The sequence below is a fragment of the Maricaulis sp. genome (assembly GCF_039978735.1).
Lineage (GTDB): Bacteria > Pseudomonadota > Alphaproteobacteria > Caulobacterales > Maricaulaceae > Maricaulis.
In genome coordinates this window covers 43120-62170 of record NZ_JBDWAS010000014.1, presented here as the reverse complement: position 1 = coordinate 62170, position 19051 = coordinate 43120, and the positions used below count along the sequence as shown (strand labels likewise).

24 protein-coding genes and 2 tRNA genes are annotated in these 19051 nt (G+C 65.2%); 8 read left to right on the top strand and 18 right to left on the bottom strand.

What is annotated here, in order from left to right:
• Nucleotides 1-3: 3 nt before the first annotated feature.
• Complete coding sequence (locus ABJO18_RS03960) at nucleotides 4-444, bottom strand: protease inhibitor I9 family protein (protein WP_348335657.1); 441 nt, start codon at nucleotides 442-444, stop codon at nucleotides 4-6.
• Nucleotides 445-692: 248 nt separating this feature from the next.
• Here ABJO18_RS03960 and ABJO18_RS03955 point away from each other — a divergent pair, with 248 nt between their 5' ends.
• Nucleotides 693-1829 (top strand): PepSY-associated TM helix domain-containing protein, encoded by a 1137-nt coding sequence (locus tag ABJO18_RS03955; RefSeq protein ID WP_348335655.1) that lies wholly within the window; start codon nucleotides 693-695, stop codon nucleotides 1827-1829.
• A gap of 147 nt (nucleotides 1830-1976) precedes the next feature.
• On the opposite strand, the gene ABJO18_RS03950 is transcribed toward ABJO18_RS03955, so the two are convergent.
• The 11 genes from ABJO18_RS03950 to ABJO18_RS03900 all read right to left on the bottom strand — a co-directional run bounded on the left by ABJO18_RS03950 (nucleotide 1977) and on the right by ABJO18_RS03900 (nucleotide 8881).
• On the bottom strand, nucleotides 1977-3212 hold the full coding sequence (locus ABJO18_RS03950; RefSeq protein ID WP_348335653.1) for a hypothetical protein: 1236 nt from the start codon (nucleotides 3210-3212) through the stop codon (nucleotides 1977-1979).
• A 251-nt stretch (nucleotides 3213-3463) separates the two neighbouring features.
• Nucleotides 3464-3539 (bottom strand) — tRNA-Phe (locus ABJO18_RS03945).
• Nucleotides 3540-3660: 121 nt separating this feature from the next.
• Entirely contained in the window at nucleotides 3661-3828 is a 168-nt protein-coding gene (yacG, locus tag ABJO18_RS03940; protein ID WP_348515739.1) for a DNA gyrase inhibitor YacG, read from the bottom strand.
• A 34-nt stretch (nucleotides 3829-3862) separates the two neighbouring features.
• A complete protein-coding gene (locus ABJO18_RS03935) occupies nucleotides 3863-4936 on the bottom strand; it encodes a ribonuclease E/G (protein WP_348335649.1) in 1074 nt (357 codons plus the stop codon).
• Nucleotides 4933-5556, bottom strand: a complete 624-nt coding sequence (locus ABJO18_RS03930; RefSeq protein ID WP_348335647.1) for a Maf family nucleotide pyrophosphatase — start codon at nucleotides 5554-5556, stop codon at nucleotides 4933-4935. Before ABJO18_RS03930 ends, ABJO18_RS03935 begins: the two co-directional genes overlap by 4 nt.
• 40 nt (nucleotides 5557-5596) lie before the next feature.
• Nucleotides 5597-5815: a translation initiation factor IF-1 gene (gene infA / locus ABJO18_RS03925; RefSeq protein ID WP_019961978.1), complete on the bottom strand. Its 219-nt coding sequence runs from the start codon at nucleotides 5813-5815 to the stop codon at nucleotides 5597-5599.
• A gap of 123 nt (nucleotides 5816-5938) precedes the next feature.
• Entirely contained in the window at nucleotides 5939-6373 is a 435-nt protein-coding gene (locus ABJO18_RS03920; protein WP_348335645.1) for a low molecular weight phosphatase family protein, read from the bottom strand.
• A complete protein-coding gene (locus tag ABJO18_RS03915) occupies nucleotides 6370-6852 on the bottom strand; it encodes a UPF0262 family protein (RefSeq protein WP_348335643.1) in 483 nt (160 codons plus the stop codon). Before ABJO18_RS03915 ends, ABJO18_RS03920 begins: the two co-directional genes overlap by 4 nt.
• Nucleotides 6849-7310 (bottom strand): DUF2948 family protein, encoded by a 462-nt coding sequence (locus tag ABJO18_RS03910; protein ID WP_348335641.1) that lies wholly within the window; start codon nucleotides 7308-7310, stop codon nucleotides 6849-6851. The genes ABJO18_RS03915 and ABJO18_RS03910 overlap by 4 nt, the downstream gene beginning before the upstream one ends.
• 4 nt (nucleotides 7311-7314) lie before the next feature.
• On the bottom strand, nucleotides 7315-8592 hold the full coding sequence (gene murA, locus ABJO18_RS03905; RefSeq protein WP_348335639.1) for a UDP-N-acetylglucosamine 1-carboxyvinyltransferase: 1278 nt from the start codon (nucleotides 8590-8592) through the stop codon (nucleotides 7315-7317).
• A 67-nt stretch (nucleotides 8593-8659) separates the two neighbouring features.
• Nucleotides 8660-8881 (bottom strand): hypothetical protein, encoded by a 222-nt coding sequence (locus ABJO18_RS03900; protein ID WP_348515738.1) that lies wholly within the window; start codon nucleotides 8879-8881, stop codon nucleotides 8660-8662.
• A gap of 95 nt (nucleotides 8882-8976) precedes the next feature.
• On the opposite strand from ABJO18_RS03900, the gene ABJO18_RS03895 reads away from it, so the two are divergent.
• From ABJO18_RS03895 to pip, 3 genes are all read left to right on the top strand, one after another.
• Nucleotides 8977-9051, top strand: a tRNA-Thr gene (locus ABJO18_RS03895).
• A 127-nt stretch (nucleotides 9052-9178) separates the two neighbouring features.
• Nucleotides 9179-9667, top strand: a complete 489-nt coding sequence (locus ABJO18_RS03890; protein WP_348335635.1) for a hypothetical protein — start codon at nucleotides 9179-9181, stop codon at nucleotides 9665-9667.
• 150 nt (nucleotides 9668-9817) lie between these two features.
• Nucleotides 9818-10837 (top strand): prolyl aminopeptidase, encoded by a 1020-nt coding sequence (gene pip / locus ABJO18_RS03885; RefSeq protein WP_348335633.1) that lies wholly within the window; start codon nucleotides 9818-9820, stop codon nucleotides 10835-10837.
• 7 nt (nucleotides 10838-10844) lie between these two features.
• Here the strand turns inward: pip and ABJO18_RS03880 are convergent, their stop codons facing one another.
• On the bottom strand, nucleotides 10845-11576 hold the full coding sequence (locus ABJO18_RS03880) for a DUF2793 domain-containing protein (protein ID WP_348335631.1): 732 nt from the start codon (nucleotides 11574-11576) through the stop codon (nucleotides 10845-10847).
• Between the two features lie 160 nt (nucleotides 11577-11736).
• Here ABJO18_RS03880 and ABJO18_RS03875 point away from each other — a divergent pair, with 160 nt between their 5' ends.
• Together ABJO18_RS03875 and scpA are read left to right on the top strand one after the other, a co-directional pair.
• A complete protein-coding gene (locus ABJO18_RS03875) occupies nucleotides 11737-13170 on the top strand; it encodes a methylmalonyl-CoA mutase family protein (protein ID WP_348335629.1) in 1434 nt (477 codons plus the stop codon).
• A complete protein-coding gene (gene scpA, locus ABJO18_RS03870) occupies nucleotides 13167-15311 on the top strand; it encodes a methylmalonyl-CoA mutase (protein WP_348335627.1) in 2145 nt (714 codons plus the stop codon). The genes ABJO18_RS03875 and scpA overlap by 4 nt, the downstream gene beginning before the upstream one ends.
• A gap of 161 nt (nucleotides 15312-15472) precedes the next feature.
• Here scpA and ABJO18_RS03865 read toward each other — a convergent pair whose 3' ends face one another.
• From ABJO18_RS03865 to ABJO18_RS03855, 3 genes are all read right to left on the bottom strand, one after another.
• The gene (locus ABJO18_RS03865) at nucleotides 15473-16141 is read right to left on the bottom strand and encodes a hypothetical protein (protein WP_348335625.1); all 669 of its coding nucleotides are present in this window, start codon (nucleotides 16139-16141) and stop codon (nucleotides 15473-15475) included.
• A gap of 121 nt (nucleotides 16142-16262) precedes the next feature.
• On the bottom strand, nucleotides 16263-16661 hold the full coding sequence (locus ABJO18_RS03860; protein ID WP_271186059.1) for a hypothetical protein: 399 nt from the start codon (nucleotides 16659-16661) through the stop codon (nucleotides 16263-16265).
• 21 nt (nucleotides 16662-16682) lie between these two features.
• The gene (locus ABJO18_RS03855) at nucleotides 16683-17015 is read right to left on the bottom strand and encodes a hypothetical protein (protein WP_348515737.1); all 333 of its coding nucleotides are present in this window, start codon (nucleotides 17013-17015) and stop codon (nucleotides 16683-16685) included.
• 221 nt (nucleotides 17016-17236) lie between these two features.
• Here ABJO18_RS03855 and ABJO18_RS03850 point away from each other — a divergent pair, with 221 nt between their 5' ends.
• Nucleotides 17237-17509: a hypothetical protein gene (locus tag ABJO18_RS03850; RefSeq protein WP_348507247.1), complete on the top strand. Its 273-nt coding sequence runs from the start codon at nucleotides 17237-17239 to the stop codon at nucleotides 17507-17509.
• A 76-nt stretch (nucleotides 17510-17585) separates the two neighbouring features.
• Here ABJO18_RS03850 and ABJO18_RS03845 read toward each other — a convergent pair whose 3' ends face one another.
• Nucleotides 17586-18032, bottom strand: coding sequence for a hypothetical protein (locus ABJO18_RS03845; RefSeq protein ID WP_348507246.1), 447 nt, complete (start codon nucleotides 18030-18032; stop codon nucleotides 17586-17588).
• A 163-nt stretch (nucleotides 18033-18195) separates the two neighbouring features.
• Between ABJO18_RS03845 and ABJO18_RS03840 the strand changes: the two genes are divergently transcribed.
• The gene (locus ABJO18_RS03840; RefSeq protein ID WP_348507245.1) at nucleotides 18196-18669 is read left to right on the top strand and encodes a hypothetical protein; all 474 of its coding nucleotides are present in this window, start codon (nucleotides 18196-18198) and stop codon (nucleotides 18667-18669) included.
• 8 nt (nucleotides 18670-18677) lie between these two features.
• Here the strand turns inward: ABJO18_RS03840 and ABJO18_RS03835 are convergent, their stop codons facing one another.
• Entirely contained in the window at nucleotides 18678-19043 is a 366-nt protein-coding gene (locus ABJO18_RS03835; protein ID WP_348507244.1) for an MmcQ/YjbR family DNA-binding protein, read from the bottom strand.
• Between the last annotated feature and the right edge of the window lie 8 nt (nucleotides 19044-19051).

Sequence of the window (19051 nt, the reverse complement as noted above, 5' to 3'; positions counted from 1 at the left end):
AGATCACCGCTGCGAGATAGAGGAGTTCGAGGATAGGGTGGCCGTCGGCGCGCTGGTCGTGTCGGGCGTCACGGACAGGACGGAGGATTGTCTGCGGATACTGTCCGCTTCGTCGGCAGACAGTCCCATCGCAAAACCCGGCAAGGAGCTGAAAGTCTCGTGCAGCACCGGCCGGCAGCCGGTCTGCATGCCGCTGCGATCATAGCCTTGCGCGCCAAAAGCCGCCTCAAGAACAGCCTCGCGCCGACCTTCCAGGCCGCCAGCGTTCCTGCTGGCATCCGGCGCGAGCCTGACAATCATGATTGTCCGGTCCGCCTCGACACATCCGGCCACGGGATCAGATGTCGTCGCACAGCCGGCCAGTACTCCGGCCGGAATCAGAGCGAGGGCCGACACGATTCCCGGAACCGACCGCCTGACTTTGCAGATCTTTTTCAGATGCATCCCGTTTCCCCTCATTCTGCCTGCCAGTCTGGATCGACTCTTGTTCAGGCCTTGATGGCAGCATATCGCGCCATTCGGAAAAATATATGTCGCTCCGCGATATGGACAATTTTTTATCGCCGGACAGAAATACACAACCCCGGCGCGCACAACTGCAACTGTGACGCCCTGCCACATCCAAACGCGACGGAAATCGCAGCTAATGCCGTTTCAGCAGGTATGGCAGCCCCTTTTCCCGGAGACCCGGCATGACCCTTCGGCGCGCAGTTTTCTGGACCCATCTGGCTGCAGGCCTCGTCACTGCCCTCTTCATCGGGCTTATGTCGGTCACCGGCGTTTTGCTTACCTATGAGCGCCAGATGATCCGCTGGGCCCAGGATGCAGCTGTTTCCGCGCCCGCCGGCGAAGCGCCCTTGACCTTCCAGGGTCTGGCGGACGCCGCAGCGGCGGAAGGCGCGCAAGCCGGCCATGTGGTCACCGTGCCGGATGGCCGGACCGGCGCCGTGCATGTTGCGGCCGGGCGGCGCAATGTCTTCCTGCTCGATCCCTACACGGGTGAACGCCTCGAGGGCGCTGGAGAGGACATGGAAGCCTTCTTCGGCCGGGTCATGCGGATCCACCGCTGGCTTGCCTTCACGGGCGGGCGCAATAATCTGGGCGCCGCGATCAATGGTGCGGCCAATCTGGCCTTCGCCGCCCTCATTCTTACCGGGCTTTACCTGTGGTGGCCGAAGGTGTGGCGCTGGGCCTTCGTGAAAACCCAGCTCCTGTTTCGCCGCCATTATCCCTCCGCCAAGGCGCGTCACTATAATTGGCACCATGTGATGGGTTTCTGGATGGCGCTGCCCCTGCTCGCCATCACGCTGACCGGTGCAGTCTTCTCCTACGGCTGGGCCAATGCGCTGGTCTATGCGGCCTTTGGCGAAAGCGTGCCGGCGCGAGGCGGCCCGCCGGCTCCCGCCGGCACCGCGGACGCAGCGCCGGACGAGCCGCAAGCCCTTACTGGCGAGCCCGTACCGCTGGACGCGCTGGTGGCGCTCGCTGTCGCCGAGACCGGACCCGGACGCCGGATTGCCATCACCCTGCCTGAGGAAAGCGCCGGAACAGTGCGCATATCCGTGGATCACGGCAATGGAGCCCAGGCTGCCCTGATCGACGAGGTCGTGGTGTTTCGCGACGGGTCGGGCCTGGCCACGGCAACACCGGCGCGCCGCTCGCCCGCGGCCCAGGCCCGCCGCTATATCCGTTTCCTGCACACCGGCGAAATCTACGGCCTCGCCGGCCAGACCCTCGCGGGCCTCGCATCGCTATTCGCCGTCCTGCTGGTCTATACCGGAGCCTGCCTGGGCGTGACCCGACTGTGGCGGATGTGGCGAGCGCGATAGGCGCTGCGGATGAGGCGTTCTGTTTGAGGAGAAAAATGGTGCCCGGGGGCGAGCAGGGTATTTTCCAATTTATCAATAACTTACAAAGAGGTGGGACACTTGGACGTTTCAAGAGACTTCAAGGAGTTAGCTCACTGAGCGTCCCACCTAGCTAGGTTCTTTTTTCGGCGCATGTCCGCCACCGAGAACGATCAACTTCCACTGCTCATGCGTGAGAGCGCCACCTCGGTCCAACATGCTATCAACCATCACTGGAAAGTGCTCTTGGGCCCGCTTCAATACGCCAAAATCGAACTTACCTTTGAGTACACCCTGGTGGGCTGCCTTCGAGCGATAGTCGTATAGACTGCGCAAATTGTCGAATATGCGTTGGCGGTGTTCAACGCTCACCCCACTAAGCCACGCAGCACGACTGGCAATTTTGTAACTGATTTCCGTTTTGCCGTCGCCGTCAGTCCCAATCAACAGGCTCTCATAGGCTATTGCCAAGTTGATGCATGCGTCCACCGGGTCCTTGTCGAGGAGGCTTTGATTATACCTTCTCAGGACACGGACGAAATTTTGGCGTCGTCTTTCGTCCAATCGCCAAATCGCTGCATACCGGGTGTGTGCTTTTGAGACGACGCTCAAAGTGGGAAATCCCCAGCGCCCTGTTTCAGGTACTTTCGAGTAGAAGGTCGCCATTAGCCCCACCCCAAATTGCGATCGAGCTAAAATTGCCCCTCCGGCAACACCGGAATTGGACTCCAGCGAGAGAACCTCAAGAGCAAGCTCTAATTTTGACGACATGTCCTCCCAAGCCCTATCCCAAGACGGGTGATGCGAATCCGATCTTGGAATTTTCGCCGGGGCTATCTCCGCATCCAACAAAAGAACCCCGGAGTATTCGGACATTCCCGGCGCGAGATAGTGTTCAACCGCGAGCTGCAAGTCCCCTGATAGTGTCTCACTCTCCGCAACCGAACTCAGCAATGTCAGATCACTCGATATAACGACGTCCGATATTGGCTGAAACATCGGCAACACCAAACACACTTGCAACTTCGCAGTCTTTTTTGAGAAGTAGTCAAATATCTCCCTGAATATGTCGTCAGATTGCCTTCCGGCGGCGCGCTCCCGAAGCCAGTGCATCACTAGAGTGTTGTGAAACAAGACGGACTTGAGCCCGTGAAAATCCGGTATCGACCACTCATTAAGTGCAGCAATACTGGGTTCCGCGAGAAGACGCTTTTGCATCTCACTGGTTTTTGCCAAGAGGCCTTCGCGCATTAGCCCCTCAATATCAGCACGAAGAAGGTCTACGCCCGCCGCAACGGCGTCATCGTAGAGTTCCTCCAACGCGTCGGAGATTGACGGATCATCGAAGCCTTCAAATTTGGCCAATATGATCTTTCACCTTCTATTCGGCTTGCTTTCAATCCAGCATCAATACCGATGTCCGCCGGCACTTCAAACCGACATCTGGAAACCATCTCTATTCGCAATGCGAATTTGCACGTTCCACAATCGATTGGCCAAGCAGCGAAATCACTATTCGCGACCATGGTAGTCGCGCGCAAATGAGCCCATCAAGTCGACACAAAAGCGTCCCACTTCACCATGCAATGATTTGATTTTAAAGAGTTATTTCAAAATGGTGCCCGGGGGCGGATTCGAACCACCGACACGCGGATTTTCAATCCGCTGCTCTACCAACTGAGCTACCCGGGCGCCGGGCGGACGCGCGCCTCGGGGCGCGGTCGAGAGCGCGGTTTATAGGGGCCCGCGCCGGGCCTGTCCATGGCCGTTTTCAGCGAAATGTGCACCCGGCCGCAAAGGCGGGGCAGCGAGCCTAGCGGTCTTCCCCGGACGGCGGGTTTTCCTCGGCCACATCGGCCGGTTCGCCGGGAATGGCGTAGCTGTCATTCATCCACTTGCCCAGATCCAGATCGGCGCAGCGCCTGGAACAGAAGGGCTTGAATTGGGGGTCGGCCGGCTTGCGGCAGATGGGACATTTCATCATGTCCTCCTTCGTTCGGCATTTGCGCGCCCGGTCAGGCGCGGCTGACGCGCGCATCCTCGCGCCCAAGTCCGTCGGCGGCCACCAGTTCGAAGCGCGGCCCGATCCGGCCGGTCAGCGCCTCGCGCCACCCGATCCTATCGGCATCGAGCCAGGCGAAAACCTCCGGCGAGACTTCCAGCTTCTGCTTGCGGCTGCGATCGGACATCGCCTCACCCTGCAGGCGGCGCAGGGCCGCCAGGGCACAGCTTTCCACCGACAGGCGGCCATCGGCATCGCACATCTGTTCGCGCAGCGAGCGGCCACGGCGCTGGCGGGCCAGCTCGCCGACGCCGAACTGCGACAGCGGCGCCACATCCACCTTGGCCCGGTCACGCTTGAACGCACCACGCATCGCCTGCTCCACCACCTTGCGGTCGGGCTGGGCGCGCATGTGTACAAAATCGATGGCGATGATTCCGCCGAGGCCGCGCAGACGCACCTGGCGGGCGGCTTCCTTGGCAGCCGACGTGTTCAGCGCCACAGCCAGCTGGGCCGGCGAGCCCTGGCCCTTGCGGCCATCGGCATCGACATCGATCGTCGTCATCGCCCGCGTCGTCTCGATGTAGAGCGAGCCACCGCCGGGAATCGCCGCACGCGGGTTCAGCGCGGCCTCGAACTCATCGTCCAGATCGATATCTGTCTCGTCGGCCCAGACGGCCTCGGCCTCGCCCCAGGCTTTCACCAGGCGCTGGGCCAGGATCGGGGCGGACTGGACGCATTCGGGCGCATCGCCCTCCCCGGCCTCGGCCAGGGCGAGATTGGGGCCTTTTTCGGCATAGGCTTCGCGGGCAATACGCACACCGATGGCGGCGCCTTCATGGAAGCCCTTGGGCCGGCCTGCCTTGCCGAAGGGCAGGAAGCCTTCCGGCCCCACGCCGAGATCGACAAAGGCCGCATTCAGTGCCGGTTCGACCCGGCGCACGCGGCCGCGATAGATCTCGCCCTCGACGACGCGCTGCCCGGCTTCGCTCCAGCGGTCCAGCCACAGCTCGACCACGCGGCCATTGTCCACGACAGCGGCGCGGGTTTCGCCAATATTTTCCTCGATCAGGATGCGGCGGCTCATGTCGTCGGCCTTTCGCCCATGCGCTCGGTCACGGGATAGCCCAGACCGGCCAGCAGATTGCTCGTCTCGTAGAGCGGCAGCCCCACCACGCCGGTGAAGGAGCCGATCAGATTCACCACAAAACACCCGGCCCGGCCCTGGATACCATAGCCACCGGCCTTGCCGTGCCATTCGCCCGAGGCGATGTAGGCATCGATCTCCGGCTGGGACAGGCGTTTGAACTTCACCCGGGTCTCGACCACACGCGCCGCAAACGCCCCGCCGGGGCCGGCTGCGGCAATACCGGTGAAGACCCGGTGATTGCGGCCGGACAGAAGGTCCAGACAGCGCCGGGCCTCGGCCTCGTCGAGCGTCTTGGGCAGGATGCGCCGGCCGACGCCGACCACCGTATCCGCCGCAAGCACGAAGGCATCGCCGCCCGCGCGCACGGACGGATGCGCCATCGCCTTTTCCTGCGCCAGGCGCAGAGCGAGCGGCCCCGGCAATTCGCCGGGGATCTCGTGCTCGTCGATATGGGTGGGTTCGACGGCGTCAGGAACGATCCCGACACTGGCCAGCAGATCGAGGCGGCGCGGCGAGGCGCTGGCCAAGATCAGGGGCTGTCGCGGTCCGTGTGCCATGGCGGCATCCGTCATTGCGTCGACACGCCCCGCAAACGGCTTACTTGAAGCGATAGGTGATACGACCCTTGGTCAGGTCATAGGGTGTCATTTCGACAAGCACCTTGTCGCCCGCCAGAACCCGGATCCGGTTCTTGCGCATCTTGCCCGCCGTGTGGGCAATGATCTCATGATCATTCTCGAGTTTGACCCGGAAGGTCGCGTTCGGAAGCAGTTCCGTCACCTCGCCGGGAAACTCCAACAACTCTTCTTTCGCCATGCGGCTCCTCAATTCCTGGCCCGGATTTCCGGGCGAAACAGATACGGGATAAGGCCGACTCGCCGTGCGGCCGGCGCCCCGGAGCGCGCTATATAGTCCTTCACCGGGTGCAAAGTCGAGACGTCAAGCGCTTTTTAGGCTGGCATCCCATTCAGCGATGCGTGCAGCGATGGCATCGCGGGTCTCGCGATAGGCGGCCAGGCGCATGTCGCGATTGCCGCCGGTCTCGCTGGGATCGGGGATCGGCCAGGCCTGGAACTCGGCGCCCGTGCGCGCTGCATAGTCGCGCGCCGTGCGGTCGGCGGCGGTGGACAGAGAGACCACGATATCGGCCGCCGGCTCGCCCACGCCGTTCAGAGCGATCGGCGAAAAGTCCTCCAGGTCGACGCCTTCCTCCAGCATCACTGCCACCATGAACGGGTCGGCAAAGGCCGCCGGGATCACGCCACAGGAGCGCGCCGAGACATCGTCGCCGAAACGTTTGCGCCACAGCGCCTCGCCCATCGGCGAACGGATGGCATTGCGTCCGCAGACGAACAGAACCGAAGGCGTCGTCATGAGGCGGCCCGCCGGTGCAGGGCGCAGATCAGGGTGAAGAGCCGCCGGGCGGTGTCGAAGTCCACCTCGATCTTGCCGCTCAGCCGCTCGCGCAGCAGCGTCGAGCCTTCGTTGTGCACACCGCGGCGGCCCATGTCGATCGCCTCGATCTGGGCCAAAGGCGCATCGCGTACGGCCTCGTAATAGCTCTCGCAGATCAGGAAATAGTCCTTGATGATGCGGCGCAGCGGCCCCAGTGCGAAGACAAAGGCTCGCACGGGCGTATCGTCATCCTGGCGCACATCGAAGACCAGACGGTCATCCTCGATTGCCAGGCGCAGAGCGAAAGGGCCGTCGGCATCGCCGGACGGGCGAAAGCTGTTGGCTTCGAGAAGATCGGCAATGGCGACACGCCGCTCATGATCGGCATTGACATCGCCCGGCCCCATGCTGGCGGCATCGAGATCGATCCTGACAATCCGGTCCGGCGCTTCACTCATTGCCTGCTCGCCCCTTCTTCCGGCCCGTCTTCATGCACCGGCCGGCCGCCGGTTGCGCGCCAGGGCGCGGTCAGGTCGGCCATCACCACATCCAGGCATTCCACATCAAGCCGCACCTCGCCGCCACCGGAAAACACCAGCACGACGGTGCCAGCCGGCGTTTCGGCCGGTTCGAAGGCGATGGAGAGCAGATTGACCACGGCGTCACTGGCGCCCTGGCGGATATTCTGCGAGCGCGCCGCAGCGACGCGGCCGATCTGCAGACCGCTGCGTACACGGCGATCGCGCCGGCCCGCTTCCCAGCAGAAACGGTTGAAGGCAATAGTGAATGCCTTCTCGCGGCGCGAGAACTGGAAATCGCCCAGCTGCGCCACGGCATCCTGCAAGGCTGCCGATATCGGTTCGAGATCCGCCGCGTCGAATGCCACCAGACGCAGGGGCCGGTCGTCTCGCTTCAAGGTCTCAGGACTCCGCCGGTTCAGACTGACGTTCGATCCGCGCGCCACAGCCGGACAGCTTGGCCTCCAGGCGCTCGAACCCACGATCAAGGTGATAGACCCGATTGACCACGGTTTCACCCTCGGCGGCAAGTCCGGCAATGACCAGGCTGACCGAAGCGCGCAGGTCCGTCGCCATGACGGGAGCGCCTTTCAGGCGTGGCACACCGCGCACGACGGCCTCATTTCCGTTGACGCTGATATCCGCACCGAGACGGGTAAGCTCCGGGGCGTGCATGAAACGGTTCTCGAAAATCGTCTCGCGGATCACCGATGTGCCCTCGGCCGTCGTCATCAGCGCCATGAATTGCGCCTGGGCGTCCGTCGGGAAGCCCGGATAGGGCTGGGTCTCGATATCGACGCCCTTCACGCGGGCGCCATTGCGCTCGACCCGCACGCCGCCTTCGACCGGCTGGACCGTCACGCCGGCCTCGTTCATCGCATTCCACAGCGCCTTGTTGTGCGCCCACACAGCGCCGTCGAGCACGACATCGCCACCGGCCGCGGCAACCGCCAGCGCATAGGTCGCGGTCTCGATCCGGTCGCCGACAACAGCGTGGGTGACACCGTTCAGGCGTTCGCGGCCCTGGATGCGGATGGTCGATGTACCCGCGCCCTCGACCTCGGCCCCCATCGCGGTGAGACAGGCCGCCAGATCGGCGATTTCCGGCTCGCGCGCGGCATTCTCGATCACGGTCTCGCCGCGGGCCAAGGCTGCCGCAAGCATGGTGTGTTCGGTCGCACCGACCGAGGCAAAGGGCAGATCCACCTCGCCGCCGACCAGGCCGCCCGCAGGCGCCTTGGCGTCGACATAGCCTTCTTCCAGCGTGATCTGTGCCCCCAGCGTCTCCAGCGCTTTCAGGTGCAGATCGACCGGACGCGCCCCAATGGCACAGCCGCCGGGCAGCGAGACGCGGGCCCGGCCTTCACGCGCGACCAGCGGTCCGAGCACGTTGAAAGTGGCGCGCATTTTCCGCACCAGATCATAAGGCGCGAATGTGTCGGTGATCTCGGCCGCGTGCAGCTGCATCTGGGCGCCGGGCCCCTCCTCCACACGCAGTCCCAGGCGCGCCAGCAAATGTCCCATGAAGCGGGAATCGGCCAGGCGCGGCATATTGGTGAGAATCAGCGGCTCGTCGGTCAGCAGCGCGGCGGCCATGAGTTTGAGGGCGGAATTCTTGGCGCCGCTGATGGCGATTCGGCCGTTGAGCCGGGCGCCACCCTGGATGACGATACGGTCCATGCTTACTCCCCGGTACAGATTGAGCGGATAGTGCGAGCCGGCATGCAGCCCGGCGAAGCGGGCGGCATTATGACGGCTTTCCGGGCTTTTCCGGGGCCGTTTCCGCAGCTGTAGGTGTTTCCGGTGCAGTCACGTCTTCCGCCGGCTTCGCCGCAGCCTTGCGGCGGCGCAGATTGGCCCGCAGGGCCTCGGCCAGACGGGCCTCGCGGGACCCCGGTTCGGGCTTGCCGGACTTGCGCGGGGCGGACGGACCGCCGTTCTGGGATGGTGTCTTCATGTAATTGGTCATGTCGAACGCTGCACATCGCGTCAAGACACTCTTGGCCTCGCTCCTCCCTTGGGTTATACGCCCGTCTCTCGATCGCCGACAGGCGAACCCGGTGCGCCGCTATAGCTCAGGGGTAGAGCGTTCCCTTGGTAAGGGAGAGGTCGAGTGTTCAATTCACTCTAGCGGCACCATTTCTTTCATTTCCATCCGACACGCCCGCTCAGGGGCAGCGTTCTGTGTTGTCCGGTACCGCGATATGGACGCCGCGCGGCCACGGCGATAACGTCCGCCGCCGAATATCGGGGGACGGTCCGGGGAATGCTGGGTTCAGATCTTTTTCGTGCTGCGGGCCTGCTGGCCGCAACAGCAGCCGGCGCGGCTGCGCTGGCGGGATTTGCGCCGGAACTGCGTGCGGCCGGCGTGCTGCCCGCGCCGGCCGAACGCGAGGCGCTGGTCTACACGGTGATCGAGATGACCGAGCGCTTCGACACGCGGCGCGCCTGCCCGCTCGATCTGGACATTGCGCGGCAGAAGATCGAGCGGCAGATCGGCCGGCTGGGCTTCCAGCCCGTCTACAGCCCGATCGCCGGCGGGCCGGACGTGCTGACCCATGAATTCCTGGCAGAGCGCGACGTCAGCCCCCAGGCCGGTGCACAAGCCTGCGCCTGGCAGGTCGCCGCCTTGCTGAACGGCCGCGTGACCCCCGCCAGCCGCGATATCGACGGTCAGCCCCTGTCGGCGGTCGACCGGCTGACGCCGCAGCTGGCGCAACTACTTGCCGATGACGGCCCGGCGCCGTCATCCTGACTGCAGCGCCCATTGGAACCCATTGCGATCTGGCCGGTTACTGCTCACGCGCGGGCGGAGCCGGTGCCGTCCCGGATCGCCCTCCGGCCCCGCTCCGGCTTCGCCCGCCATGCGCTTGACGTCAGCCCGGCATAACGCACCATTGAGGCGATGACCGAATATTTTCCCTCGCTCCCGCCCCGCCGCGCAGACGACCTGCCCGTCTCCGATGGTCACACGCTCTATTTCGAGGAATGCGGAAACCCGGACGGGCTGCCGCTTGTCTTCCTGCACGGCGGGCCGGGGTCTGGCGCATCGGCCAAATACCGGCGCATGTTCGATCCGGACGTGTTCAACCTCATCCTGTTCGACCAGCGCGGCTGCGGGCGCTCGACGCCGCATCTGTCGATCGAGGCGAACACGACGGCGCACCTGATCGAGGATATCGAGCGGCTGCGCGAGCATCTCGGCTTCGAACGCTGGATGGTGTTCGGCCCCTCCTGGGGGTCCACCCTCGCCTTGGCCTATGCCGAAGCCTTCCCGGAGCGGGTGAGCGGACTGGTGGTGGAGGGTATTTTCCTCGCCCAGCCATCCGATCTCGACTGGATGCACGGCCCCGACGGCGCCCGTAATGTCTTCCCCGATGCCTGGGCAGATTTCGCCGCGCCGGCTCCGGAGCGGGCCCGCAAGTCGCCGCGCGCCATGATGGAATGGTGTTTCGAACAGATGCAGGCCGAGATCGCCAACGGTCTGACGCTGCTGCGCCGACTGGACGACACGAGTGTCAGCCTGGAGGAGATTCGCCAGTCCACACTGTACCGCTGGACCGAGTATGAGGACCGCCTCTCCTATCTCGACAATCCGCCCGAAGCGGTGCTGTCGGGCCTGCGGGCCCGCGGCGCAGAATTCGTGGCCGCCCACTCGCTGATCGAGGTCCACTACTTCCGCAATGGATGTTTCCTCGAGCCGGACCAGCTGATCCGCAATGCGCGGCAGCTCTCCAACATCCCCATGCACATCCTGCATTCGCGCTATGACATGGTGTGTCCGGCCAGCGCCGCCTTCCGACTGGCCCGCGCCTGCCCCCATGCCGGCTTCGACCTGGTCACCGTCAACGGCCACGCCATGACCGAGACCACTCAGCCCATCCTCAACCGCATCATGGCGCGCATGGCATCCGTGGTAGAATAGCGGCACGTCAAACCGCAGGCGCCACCGGCCGCCAGGCGTGGATGGCGATGGCGACGCTGCCGCCGGTGAAGTCGCCGCCATTCGCGGTCAGCTCGACCGGCGTGTCGGCATAGAAGGCTGTGGGCCCGATCACACCGATATTGCTGGCGCCGGGCGACACCCCCAGCGAACCGCCGAATTTCGACGCCTCGCCCGCTATCCCGCAATCGAAGGAGGCCGCGCCGGTGATCGCGCTGCGCGTGGTCACCGAGACCGCGAACACGACGGAACGCGCCGGGATGACCACGCTGCTGGCAACGCTGGCACCGGAAAGCCCGGTCAATATGTCCTCGATCAGTACGGCCTCGGTGGCCGCGCCGCCCTCGCCGGCCGTCAGGATGGTGTTCGCCGCCGCGGCGATCCAGGTTTCGCGGCCGGCATCGAACGCCACGCTGCGTGCCTCGTCGCGCACATGCACCCGCCAGCCGTCCGCCGGCACAATCCCTGTCCAGAAACCGTCACGCCAGATTGCCAGCGTGCCTGCTGCCATCGCCGCCCAGTCATCGCCGCTGGCGCCGGCCGGCACGATCCAGACATCGCCCTCGCCGGGCGCTTCGGGCTGGACGGTCAGTGTGCGGCTTTCCACACAGGCCTGGGTCAGGGCATCGAGCCGCAGCAGCGCCTCGTTCACGGTGACATGTTTTTGCGCCTGGGCCGGCATGACCAGCGGCAGGGACAGGTTGGGGGTGGTTTCGCTCATACGGATGCTCTCCCGGTTTGCCCCGTCATTGTGCAGCCCGTTTGGCGTGCGGGGATTTCCCCATGCACTGTCCACGCACCGCACCGCCTCTTGACGCACGGGCCGTGCGCGCCTTTTCTCCGCGCCAGAACAAAAACACACGCTTCGAGGACAATCGCGCATGACCGACGATATCCGCGCCCTGGCCGGGGGATTTCCGGCCTTGAGCCCACAGGATTGGCGGCCCCTCGCCGAGAAGGCGTTGCGGGGCGCGGACTTCGAGGAGACGCTGTCGCGCACCACGGTCGACGGCATCGATCGCGGACCGGTCTTCTTCGACCGGCCGGCGGGCGCACACGCTGTCGACACGGCCCCACGCGATATCCATCTGCCCTGGGGCATGCGCCAGACCCTGGTCGAGGCCACGCCGGAAGCGGCCAATGCCGCAGCGCTGTCCGATCTGATGGGCGGTGTGTCCGAGCTGGAATTGCGGCTCGATCCGGAAGGCCGCTTCGGTCTCAAGGCCAATGATGTCGACCTGATGGATGCGGCCCTGAAAGGCGTCGACCTTACCCTCGCCCCGGTCCATCTGGACAGTCTGGGCGGTCAGGGCCACCACGCCCATGTATTCCTGACCCTGATGGCCCGCCGCCGGGTGGATGGCGAGCAGATCGAGGGCGGGCTGGGCATCTCCCCGGTGGAACGCGCTGCACGCCAGGGCGTGGTGCTGGACGATCAGTGCTTTCCCAAGGCGATCGAGATCGCACAGCTGGCCCATGCCGCCTTCCCCAATCTGAAGATCTTCCGCGCCGATGCCGCGCTGGCCTTCGAAGCCGGCGGCAGCGAGGTACAGGAACTGGCGATGATGGCCGCCTCGGCCGCGGCCTATATCCGCCTTGCACTCAAGGCCGGGCTGGATGCCGATGCTGCCGCACGTTCGGTCGAGGCGCGCCTGGTGGCCGATACCGATATCCACCTCACCATCGCCAAGCTGCGCGCGGCGCGGCGCCTCTTTGCCCGCATCGCGGAGAGCTTCGGCGCGTCGGACAATGCCCGCCGTCTCAGTCTGCATGCCACCACGGCGCGCCGCATGCTGTCGGCCAGGGATCCCTGGACCAATCTCATCCGCAATGCTTGCGCCGGCTTTGCCGCAGCCGCCGGCGGTGCCGACGCGATCACCGTGCGTCCGCTGACCGAGGCGATCGGCCGGCCGACGCCCTTTGCCCGCCGCGTCGCGCGCAATCTGCACATCCTGCTGGCTGAGGAGAGCCATCTGGGCAAGGTCAGCGATCCGGCCGCCGGGTCCTATCTGCACGAAAGCCTCGCCGACGCGCTGGCGCAGAAGGCCTGGGCCCTGTTCCAGGAGATCGAGGGCAAGGGCGGGCTCGCCTCGGCGCTGTCCTCGGAATGGCTCCAGTCGGAAGTCGCCAAATCCCGCCGGGCCCATCTCAACCGCTATGAAGCCGGCAGCGACCAGATCCTGGGCGTGACGCAATATGTCGACCCGGACCCGCGCGCGGTCGAGACCGACGGCGACTGGCCCGATGACGACCTGCCCGCCCGCGCCCTCGCCCCGATCCGCTTTGCCGCCCAGTTCGAGGAGGCCGCCCAATGACCCGTCCCGGCCCCGACTTCACCCGGATCGATCTTGGCGACGCGCAGAATCCCGGCAGCGGATCGCGCGAACCCTGGGAAACCGCCGAAGGCATTGCCGTTAAGTCGCAATACCGGGCGGAGGATGCCGCCGGGATCGATTTCACCGGCTCCATCCCGGGTGCAGCGCCCTTTGTGCGCGGTCCCTATCCGACCATGTTCCTGCAGCGCCCCTGGACGATCCGGCAATATGCCGGCTTCTCCACGGCCGAGGATTCCAACGCCTTCTACCGCCGCAATCTGGCCGCCGGCCAGAAAGGCCTCTCCGTCGCCTTCGATCTGGCTACCCACCGCGGCTATGACAGCGACCATCCGCGCGTCTCCGGCGATGTCGGCATGGCCGGCGTGGCGATCGACTCGATCTACGACACGCGCACCCTGTTCGACGGCATCCCGCTGGACGAGATGTCGGTCTCGATGACGATGAATGGCGCGGTGCTGCCGGTGATGGCGCTCTACATCGTCGCCGCCGAGGAACAGGGCGTGAGCCCGGACAAGCTCTCGGGGACGATCCAGAACGACATCCTCAAGGAGTTCATGGTCCGCAACACCTATATCTACCCGCCGCGCCCCTCGATGCGGATCATCTCCGACATCTTCGAATACACCTCGACCCACATGCCGCGCTTCAACTCGATCTCCATCTCCGGCTATCACATGCAGGAGGCCGGGGCGCCGGCGGATCTGGAACTGGCCTACACGATCGCCGACGGTCTGGAATACATCGCCACCGGTATCGAGGCCGGCCTCGACGTCGACGCCTTCGCGCCGCGCCTCTCCTTCTTCTTCGGCATCGGAATGAATGTCTTCATGGAGATCGCCAAGCTGCGCGCCGCGCGCCTCCTGTGGGCCAGGCTGGTGAAGGAGCGTTTCTCGCCCAAGTCCGACAAGTCGATCTGCCTGCGCACGCACTGCCAGACCTCGGGCTGGTCGCTGGCTGCCCAGGATGTGTTCAACAATGTCGGCCGCACGGCACTGGAAGCCATTGCCGCCGTCGACGGTCACACCCAGTCGCTGCACACCAATTCGCTGGACGAGGCGCTGGCCCTGCCGACCGATTTCTCGGCCCGCATCGCCCGCAACACCCAGCTTCTGATGGCCGGCGAGGCCCACCTCTGTGACGCTATCGATCCCTGGGGCGGCAGCCATTACATCGAACGGCTCACCCACGATCTCGCCGCACGCGCACTGGACCATATCGCCGAAGTCGACGAACTGGGCGGCATGGCCAAGGCGATCGAGGCCGGCATTCCCAAACTGCGGATCGAGGAAGCCGCCGCGCGCACCCAGGCGCTGATCGACAGCGGCCGCCAGACCATCACCGGCGTCAACAAGTTCCGCCTGGACGAGGAAGAGGACGTGCCCGTCCTCAAGGTCGACAACTACATGGTCCGCAAGCAGCAGATCGAGAAGCTGGAGCGCCTGCGCGCCGAACGCGATCCGGCCGCCGTCGAGGCCGCCCTCACCGCGCTGGCCGAGGGCGCCCGCACCGGCGAGGGCAATCTGCTCGCCCTCTCGGTCGATGCCGCCCGCGCCAAAGCCACGGTCGGCGAGATCTCCGACGCGATGGAGACCGCCTTCAACCGCCATGTCGCCAAGATCAAGGGCGTGACCGGCGTCTATGGCGCAGCGGCGGGTGAAGACGACAAGGTGAAGCGCGCCCTCGCCCTCGCCGAAGCCTTTGCCAAACGCCATGGCAGGAAGCCGAAAATCCTGATCGCCAAGCTCGGCCAAGACGGCCATGACCGCGGCCAGAAAGTCGTCGCCTCGGCCTATGCCGATCTGGGCTGGGACGTGGTGATCGGCCCGCTCTTCCAGACACCGGACGAAGCTGCCGAACTCGCCGTGTCGGAAAATGTCGACGCCGCCGCCGCTTCATCGCTCGCCGCCGGCCACCTCACCCTGGTGCCGGAACTGCGCGACGCGCTGCGTGACAAGGGCCGCGAGGACATCCTGGTCATCGTCGGCGGCGTCATCCCGCCGGATGACGAACCCGTGCTGCGCCAGATGGGCGCCGCCGCCGTCTTCCCCCCCGGCACCGTGATCGCGGACTCGGCCCTCGTCATGCTGGAACGCATGGGGATGGAGGAGGAAGAGGCTTAGCGCGCACCTTCATCCTTCCCCTTGATGGGGAAGGTGTCCGGCGAAGCCGGACGGAAGGGGTGAAACCCGGTGGTGGCACGTTGTCAGAGACCTCGCCCCCACCCACTCCACCGCGCATTCGCGCGGTCCCCCTCGCCCATCAAGGGCGAGGATGGCGCGTTTCAGATCACCAGCCCGTGCAGGGCCAGCCAGGCGAAGCCGAAATAGAGAGCAGACAAGACGGCGGTCATGCCGGCGCCGGTGAGGAAATAGGGTTTCAGGGTCGGCCAGGAGAGCCCGTGGGCGATAGCCGCGACCTCGCGCGCGATCTCCTCGACCAGCCGGTCGCGCTTCTGGCCGGCCAGCGCCAGCAGGAGATCGTCATGCCAGAGCTGCGGCTGCTGGGCGCTTTCCGCCAGCACTTCGTCGAAGGTCTGGGCGGCGATGATCTCGGCGACGGTCAGGCGCGGCCGCCAGCCATGCTTGCGCAGCTCGCTGGCGGCAAAGCTCAGCGTCGGCCAGAGCATGTAGAGATCGCGGATCAGATAGGCCGTCAGCAGCGCCAGCAACATCGCGCCATAGAGCCAGCCCTGCAGCACGCCGAACCGTTCCAGCGCCAGCACCAGCAGTAACAGGCCGGCCTTGACGACCAGCGCGATGGAAAAACGGCGCAGATGGTCGATCACGAAGCTGCGCGCCTGGGTGCGGATGCGTTCGCGCACCTCCGCACCGGCGCGCTGGACCAGCGCCGCCTTCTTCTTCTCGACCTGGCCGGCCAGCAGTTTGCGCCCGATGAAGACGCCACCGGACACCGCCGACACGACCAGCGTGGCGATCCTGAATACGCTCATCGTCCCTACCGTCTGCGGGCCGCGCATGGGCGGCCCTGTCATGCCCTGATCGCGTGATTCTGGCGCCAACTGGCGGCGAAATCACGGCAAGGCCTGACGAGTAGATAGAAATTGCGGCCGTTCAGAGCAAACCGGCGATGACACGCTGCACACCCCGGGAGGCGTTTTCCGGATCCCGTGCCACGACATAGCCGGCAGCCAGCGCGATCGCGACAGCGCTGAGCGGGTGTTTCTTGACGATGTGCTGGACGGTGTCGAAGGGCAGGTCGGCCAGGGTTTCCGCCGCCAGGCTTTCGGCCTGTTGCGCTTCGGCCTCTGCCGGCTTGTAGGGCAAAAGGAAGAAATAGAGGCACAGGCAGGACAGGCCGATCAACACAGCCCCGACGCTCACCGTCGCCCAGGCCAGTCCGAGGACCGGCGTCAGCACGACGACCAGCGCGTAGGCCATGGACAGTGCCCCGGCAAAGCCGAACAGGGCGCCGCCCACGGCGGCCAGCAATCTGAGCTTGGCCTTTTCCATGACGCGCTCCCTCTCGCAGCCCTAGCGGCGCGACGAGACGTAGGAGAGGAGCGCGCCGACGCCCATCGCGATACCGATGGCGGCCAGCGGGTTCTCGCGCACCTTGTCCTCGACCGTGGTGCGCGCCTCGTCGACGCCCTGCTGGGCGCGGTCGGACCATTCCTTCGAGCGCTCGATACCCTCGCGCGACTTTGCGGAGGCATAGCTGCCCGTATCCGAAAGCAGTTTCGACAGATCGCCGCGCAGCGCCTTCAGGTCATTGCGCAGTTCGTCGATATCGGAATCCACGGACTTGGCGGCATCCTTGGCGTTCTGCTGGCCCGCCGCGATCTTGGCCTCGGTCTTGGTCGGCATTGTGCATGCTCCTTCGGCTGCTTCCGGTTCGGGTTCCCCTTTGCAACACCTGCCGCGGACAATCGTTCCATCATTCCGCGCATTCATGCAGATCGCCGCTCCCCGGTCGCAAACGGGCGGGTCCGGGCGGAACACTTGCCCGGTTTCACACGTTGTCCTTGCAGTTGGCCGGCTGTGTACCGCCTCTCCGCGTGTCGAGCCGGCGCCCCCGGGAGCCGCCCATGCCGCTAAAGCGAATATTCAGGACTGCCCATCGCCCCGCCAAACGCGCGGCCGGCTATGCCCTGATCGGGCTTGGCGGCATCCTCGCGGTCACTCCCCTGCCCGCCGGCATCCTGCTGGCCGGTGCCGGGGCGGCAATCCTGATGCCGCTCGATTCCGGATTTCGCCGCTGCGTCCGCGAACGCCGGCGGAACTGGAAATGGCTCGACGGCACGCTCAACCGGATCGGACATGCCGTACCCGGTTCCCTGGGCCGCTATCTCATCCGGTGAGCCTGCCATGCGCCGCCAATCCGAAGCGAAGCGGGCGGTCCGGAACCGCCCGCCCCGATGTGGCAGCCGGACCGGTCTAGCTTTCGATCAGGCAGTTGGTGGTGTCGTCGAGCGTGGTCATCACGCGCGATTCAGGATGGTCGTAGCCCATCGAGATCTGGAACAGGACGCGGAAGACATGCGCCTCTTCCAGCGCCGGCGGCACGCCGTCGGACATGAAGGCGTAGATGCCCTGGATACCGAGCGGATAAAGATCGACCTCAGAGCCCTGCACGGTCGATGTTGCCGACATCATCATCGATTGTGGATTGATCCGGTATTCGGTGGTGACGCTCTGGCCGATCCAGTCGCCATAGGCGGACTGGCAATCGGCGTCGCGCGACGGGTCCGGCTGGCCCGTCTGGTTCATCGCCGAGATCGACTGCAATTCCAGCGTGACATCACCGCTATGGTCGTCCGCCATCGCCGGCCCGGCGAACAGCGCCGCGGCAAGACCTGCACTCGCAATCAAGTGTCGTTTCATCGTCAGCCCCTTTTCCATTTACGGGAGAATCCCCGCCTGAAATATCTACAGGTTGTACAGTCGCTCGACAATCCGCCCGGAGCGAAATTGCCGTCGGTTCATCGCAGCGTCAGCCTGGATGTGTCACAGTGAGAACCGGAACAGCAAAACGAGGTTATCCGACATGCGCTCCCTCATCTGCCTGATTGCGCTTGCATCCGTGGCAGCCTGCGCCTCGACGCCGACCGCCTATCAGCCGATGGCCGGGGGTGATCGCGGCTATTCGGAAATGCGCATCGAACAGGACCGCTATCGCATCCGCTTTGCCGCCGGCAGCGATGCCTCCTTCCAGCTGGCCGAAGACTATGCCCTGCGCCGGGCGGCCGAGATCACCCTGCGCGATGGTGGCGACTGGTTCCTCGTGGTCGGACGCGCCCGCGACGGCAATGACCGTGATCCGGTCGGTGTCGGCGGCTCGGTCGGCCAGACCTGGGGATCCGGCGGTTTCCGCGCCTCCGGCGTCGGCATAGGCCTGCGCTTTGACGGCAGCGCCGGCGAGAAGGAAGTGATGCTGGAAATCGTCGTGCGCTCTGGCGAACGGCCGCAGGATCCGCAGGCCTATGATGCCCGCGCAATCCTGGACTTCGCACCACGCTAGTCGCGCGCCTATTCCGTCAGCAGGCCCAGCTCGCGCTGTTTCTTCTTGCTCAGACCGGACGCGACCAGCTCGTGCGACTTGGCGATATAGGCCTGAAGATCGCTGTCCGGCAGGCCGGGCGTGTCATAGTGCTGGATCCAGCTCATCCCGCGCGAGGCGAGATAGGGCGCCGGGCGCAAGCCAGGCTGTTCCTGCAGGATTTCGAAGGAGAGCGGTGTGACCTTGAAGGTGATGCCCGGATAATCCCGCTGGCCCCAGCCACCGATGGCGAACACCTTGCCGCCGACCTTCCAGACATTCGCATTGCCCCACTGCACGACATGCGTCGTGGCAGGCAGTGAGGCGCAATAGGCGTTGAACTCGTCTTCGGTCATGGCCGGGC

Bases quoted from the DNA above. Each gene is read 5' to 3' on its own strand.
- ABJO18_RS03865 (WP_348335625.1), bottom strand. From the start codon at position 16,141: ATGAGCGTATTCAGGATCGCCACGCTGGTCGTGTCGGCGGTGTCCGGT.
- ABJO18_RS03900 (WP_348515738.1), bottom strand. From the start codon at position 8,881: ATGACCAATTACATGAAGACACCATCCCAGAACGGCGGTCCGTCCGCC.
- ABJO18_RS03915 (WP_348335643.1), bottom strand. From the start codon at position 6,852: ATGAGTGAAGCGCCGGACCGGATTGTCAGGATCGATCTCGATGCCGCC.
- murA (WP_348335639.1), bottom strand. From the start codon at position 8,592: ATGGACCGTATCGTCATCCAGGGTGGCGCCCGGCTCAACGGCCGAATC.
- ABJO18_RS03930 (WP_348335647.1), bottom strand. From the start codon at position 5,556: ATGGCACACGGACCGCGACAGCCCCTGATCTTGGCCAGCGCCTCGCCG.
- ABJO18_RS03855 (WP_348515737.1), bottom strand. From the start codon at position 17,015: ATGCCGACCAAGACCGAGGCCAAGATCGCGGCGGGCCAGCAGAACGCC.
- ABJO18_RS03935 (WP_348335649.1), bottom strand. From the start codon at position 4,936: ATGAGCCGCCGCATCCTGATCGAGGAAAATATTGGCGAAACCCGCGCC.
- ABJO18_RS03850 (WP_348507247.1), top strand. From the start codon at position 17,237: ATGCCGCTAAAGCGAATATTCAGGACTGCCCATCGCCCCGCCAAACGC.
- ABJO18_RS03845 (WP_348507246.1), bottom strand. From the start codon at position 18,032: ATGAAACGACACTTGATTGCGAGTGCAGGTCTTGCCGCGGCGCTGTTC.
- ABJO18_RS03875 (WP_348335629.1), top strand. From the start codon at position 11,737: ATGACCGACGATATCCGCGCCCTGGCCGGGGGATTTCCGGCCTTGAGC.
- ABJO18_RS03960 (WP_348335657.1), bottom strand. From the start codon at position 444: ATGCATCTGAAAAAGATCTGCAAAGTCAGGCGGTCGGTTCCGGGAATC.
- infA (WP_019961978.1), bottom strand. From the start codon at position 5,815: ATGGCGAAAGAAGAGTTGTTGGAGTTTCCCGGCGAGGTGACGGAACTG.
- pip (WP_348335633.1), top strand. From the start codon at position 9,818: ATGACCGAATATTTTCCCTCGCTCCCGCCCCGCCGCGCAGACGACCTG.
- ABJO18_RS03880 (WP_348335631.1), bottom strand. From the start codon at position 11,576: ATGAGCGAAACCACCCCCAACCTGTCCCTGCCGCTGGTCATGCCGGCC.
- ABJO18_RS03860 (WP_271186059.1), bottom strand. From the start codon at position 16,661: ATGGAAAAGGCCAAGCTCAGATTGCTGGCCGCCGTGGGCGGCGCCCTG.
- ABJO18_RS03955 (WP_348335655.1), top strand. From the start codon at position 693: ATGACCCTTCGGCGCGCAGTTTTCTGGACCCATCTGGCTGCAGGCCTC.
- yacG (WP_348515739.1), bottom strand. From the start codon at position 3,828: ATGAAATGTCCCATCTGCCGCAAGCCGGCCGACCCCCAATTCAAGCCC.
- ABJO18_RS03890 (WP_348335635.1), top strand. From the start codon at position 9,179: ATGCTGGGTTCAGATCTTTTTCGTGCTGCGGGCCTGCTGGCCGCAACA.
- ABJO18_RS03920 (WP_348335645.1), bottom strand. From the start codon at position 6,373: ATGACGACGCCTTCGGTTCTGTTCGTCTGCGGACGCAATGCCATCCGT.
- ABJO18_RS03840 (WP_348507245.1), top strand. From the start codon at position 18,196: ATGCGCTCCCTCATCTGCCTGATTGCGCTTGCATCCGTGGCAGCCTGC.
- scpA (WP_348335627.1), top strand. From the start codon at position 13,167: ATGACCCGTCCCGGCCCCGACTTCACCCGGATCGATCTTGGCGACGCG.
- ABJO18_RS03835 (WP_348507244.1), bottom strand. From the start codon at position 19,043: ATGACCGAAGACGAGTTCAACGCCTATTGCGCCTCACTGCCTGCCACG.